General features: G+C 60.3%; 3 protein-coding genes. All 3 read left to right on the top strand.

Features of this window, described 5'->3' with window-relative positions; genetic code table 11:
* On the top strand, nucleotides 1-1,857 hold a 1,857-nt coding region (locus WS62_RS16075; protein WP_066572496.1), incomplete at its 5' end, for a DUF3274 domain-containing protein.
* Nucleotides 1,858-1,875: 18 nt separating this feature from the next.
* The gene (locus WS62_RS16070) at nucleotides 1,876-3,534 is read left to right on the top strand and encodes a type VI lipase adapter Tla3 domain-containing protein (protein WP_066572495.1); all 1,659 of its coding nucleotides are present in this window, start codon (nucleotides 1,876-1,878) and stop codon (nucleotides 3,532-3,534) included.
* A 9-nt stretch (nucleotides 3,535-3,543) separates the two neighbouring features.
* Nucleotides 3,544-3,762 (top strand): PAAR domain-containing protein (locus WS62_RS16065; protein WP_066572497.1); only part of this gene is annotated, 219 nt, incomplete at its 3' end.

The raw sequence follows: 3,762 nt of genomic DNA, 5'->3' as shown, positions 1-3,762 counted from the left end.
GCGGACAACGAGATCGCGAAGGTGAACAGGCCGGGCGAGGTCAAGAGCCGCGTGGCGGACAGCGACGGCAATCTGCTGACGCGCGGCCAGTATCAGGACATCCACGCGAACCGGCTCGATGCCCATTTCGGCAAGGGGGGCGGGTTCTTCGCCAACGCGACCAACAACATCCCTCAGATGTACAGCCGCGGCTTCGAACCGGACAAGCTCGAGCGCGTGGTGATGCAAAATGCGCTTGCCGGCAACACGATATTTGCCGGCAACTCGCCTGACCGCCGTTACTTCGTGCTTGCCGCGGCTCGCCTGGCGAACCTCATCAAGACAATGCGCGCCATCCAGCCCTCCGCTCTCGCGCTGGAGCACGGAATCGATCCGAAGCACGAAACGATCACGGTGATGGGGCACAGCCAAGGCACGATCATCACGCTGCTCGCGCAGGCGATGCTCAAGCAGCAAGGGCAACGCTGCGTCGACTGCATCGTCATGGTCGACACGCCGTACAGCCTGCAGTTCACGAAGGACGGCAGCCAGCAAACCGGGCACGCGAAACTCAAGACGCTGGTCGACATCGTCAACGCGGTGACGAGCGAGCCGCATACGCTTCCGGACTTGGCTGACCTGATGATCGATTCGGTTTGCTCGGGCGGACGAGCTGGACGGAACTGGAGCCAGACGCAGGGAAAGCGCCTGGACAAGCGTGGCAAGAACTGGATCACGTTCGACGAACGCGATAACCGGGGCAAGGTCTATCTTTACTTCTGCCCCGAAGACACCGTGGTCGGCCTCGATAAGGTACGCGGGATCGGGACGTTCGGCGTGCCCGACGACGTTCCGGCCGATGGCGCGGCAGCCAAGCAGGGCAAAACGATGCCGGCAATGACGACGCTCGCGCCGAAACGCTTTTTCCAGCGCATGTGGACGCGACTGGAACGCGACCAGGACGGCAGGGGGAAGCGGTCGAAGGTCGCTGTCGGTACGCCCCCCGCGCGCGTACCGGTCCGGGACCAGGTTCAGCGATTGACCCCGGGACCCGACACGGACGGCACGATGTTGGGCTCAGTGGTCGAGTCCAGCAAGAACATGGCGCTACAGGCGTCGTTCAAGCGCAACGACATTCGCTTCATCAACGGCGAGCAACTAAACCCGCCGTACGAGCCTGACCTGTACGGTGGCGAGGTCAAGAAAGGCGGGCAGCGCCCCGGGCACGCCGATGTCGCCGGGCTGATGCGCCCGGATGACGTGACGAAAAACGTCGCGCTCGGCAACCAGTACGCGAAGTTCCAATGGAAAGACGTCGCCACGACGGATGACCCGGGCGCCAGCATCGAGCCGCACAGGCAGACGTTCAATCGAGGCCGTCCGATCGACGAGCAGTCGCATAACTGGCGCATCGTGCCGAGTCAGTCGCTCGGCTCGATTCTCTCGGCGGCCGCCACGGGCGGACGGTATCAGACGTACGTGATCCAACGCGAGGAAACGCCGGACGAAGTTCGCAAGCGGATGGGCACGGATGCCGATCAATTGGAAGCGAACAACTATCATTCGGGGGTTCTGCTCAGCTCCGAGAACCATCGCTGGGTCACGGCGATGGATGTCGCGATCGGCCAGGCGGTGACGTTGGATGATCCGGACTGGCGGCAGTTGTTGCTTTTGATGGCGGATTGGAAGATGACGCCGGATGTGTATCGAAATATCCAGAAATGCAGGAATTTTGGGCGCTTGGATGAGCATACGCGCGAGTTCGTGAAAGCATGCGTCGATTACTACAAGAGTGGCCAATTTCCCGACGAGAAATATGTACCCCTCACCATGCCGCCGCTCGTGACCAGCGAACTGAAGGCTGAGAGCAAAACATGAGATTATTGAAGAGGCGCTATGAAACCTCGTATCTGGCCGTTCGCGGCTGTGTTCGTATTGATCGCGCTAGGTTGGACATTCCTCGTGATGACACAGCATTATCACCATTGGCAAGCAACGGGACAGGAGATGCCGGGCATGGCGAGTAGCATTCGGAACGGGGTATTGGTTGCGCTAGGTGTCGTCGCAGCGGCATTCGCGGCGAGCTACGTCTGGCTGCATCGAGCTTCACATGAGCCGACGCCGACAACTATGAGTTCAGCATCTGCTGTATTGGATACGCCCGCAGCGACGATGCACGGCAACAACGGCGCGCCGGCGTTGCTCGCCCGGACGGGTACGAATTACGTGTTGGAAGTTCGTGGTCTCGGACTCGTCACGGGCAATGAAACAAATGAAGAGATCTGGAAGGCCATCGAAGCCAAGGCAGACAATCATTCGACGTACATGTCGCAAAATCCCGCTGACTATCCGGCAAACAAGGACGAGCGGATGACGGATCTCGGCTTGTCGACTCGGATCAGCTTCAAATTTGGAGCGCGCAATTCCGTCGAGTATTGGCCAGTCCCCGTGTTCATTTGGGAGCCGCCGAAAGATCGCCGTTTCGGTCGTCCTGGAGCCGCACTCGACGGAATTCGGCAAGAGGCGAGCTTGGGGGTAACACTGTTGTTATGGCAAGAGGATGCGAATACGGACGACGGAACCAGCATCGTCGAAAAGCTGTTTGCGTTCTTCGACTCGCATCCGGATGTGCCGGAGGCTGTCATCTACACGCTCGATGGATCGATGAAACGCTGGCTCAACGAAACGCCCGGCTACATCGATACATTCGAGCAGTCGAACATCCCGTCAATGCCGGATAGCATGGTCGCGATGCTAGTGTCTCGCTCTGACCGCGTTGACCGTCTGATTCGTCCGTATGCCGTTGAGCAAACGGAGAATGTAAACAAAAACACCACCGACTACGATGTCACGAGGCTGTGGAATTTTTTCTGGCAGGTCAACCAGGATCGCGGGCCGGATAGCTTCACAGCGCATTACGAGGCGGAAGAAAAGCGCGCCGGAGTGGATACTCCCATGTCGGCCGGCTTTGTAACATCCGCATGGTGGCAAACCAAACTTCCCGAATTCTGGAAGACGATCAGCAACAAAGGGCCGGGCGAGTTCAAACCGACGCCGTATATCCCGGTGCGCTGGACGACGTGGCAGGTGAAACAATTCGACAACGCGCCGCTGCTCGGCTATCTGCATCGGCCCGTCGACGTGAAGCTCACCGATTCGCACGGAAAGCCACTCAAGACTGCGCAGCAGGCGGAAGCGCTCAAGACGGGGTGGCAACAGGCAATCGGCACGCTGCCGGCCGGCGAAACGCCGAAACGTATCTTCTACGACACGACGGGCGACCGTGCGTGGGTAGCGCCGATCAATCAGGCGCTCGCGCAAAGCGATCCGTCCTCGCCCAGCCTCGATGACGTGAAGGAAGGCTACGATATCGGCCACCGGATCGGTAACACCGGCATCAGTTCGCCGTTGGTGCAAATCGGACTCGGCCTGATCGCAAGCTACAACGAAGGCGGAGCCAGCGCCACGATCAATCGGCGACCGAACGGCACGGCGACGATCGTGATGGTGAGCCCGCCGACGCACAAGCAACCGGACGTGAGTCCTTTCCGATAAGAGGCCTGTATGCGCGGCGTGATTCGCATTGGCGACTCGACTTCGCACGGCGGTCGTGTCGAAACCGGCCGCGAGGGCTCGACCGTAATGGGGCGGGCGGTGGCCTGTGTCGGCGATCGCTGCACCTGTCCGATGAACGGCCACGATCATTGCGTGATCGCGGAGGGCGACGAGAATGTCCGCATTGATGGCCGCGCGGTTGCGTTCGACGGCCACCGGACGTCTTGC

Origin of the sequence: Burkholderia sp. ABCPW 14 (assembly GCF_001523835.1) — a bacterium.
Taxonomy (GTDB): Bacteria; Pseudomonadota; Gammaproteobacteria; order Burkholderiales; family Burkholderiaceae; genus Burkholderia; species Burkholderia mayonis.
This window is presented reverse-complemented; position numbering and strand designations above follow the sequence as displayed.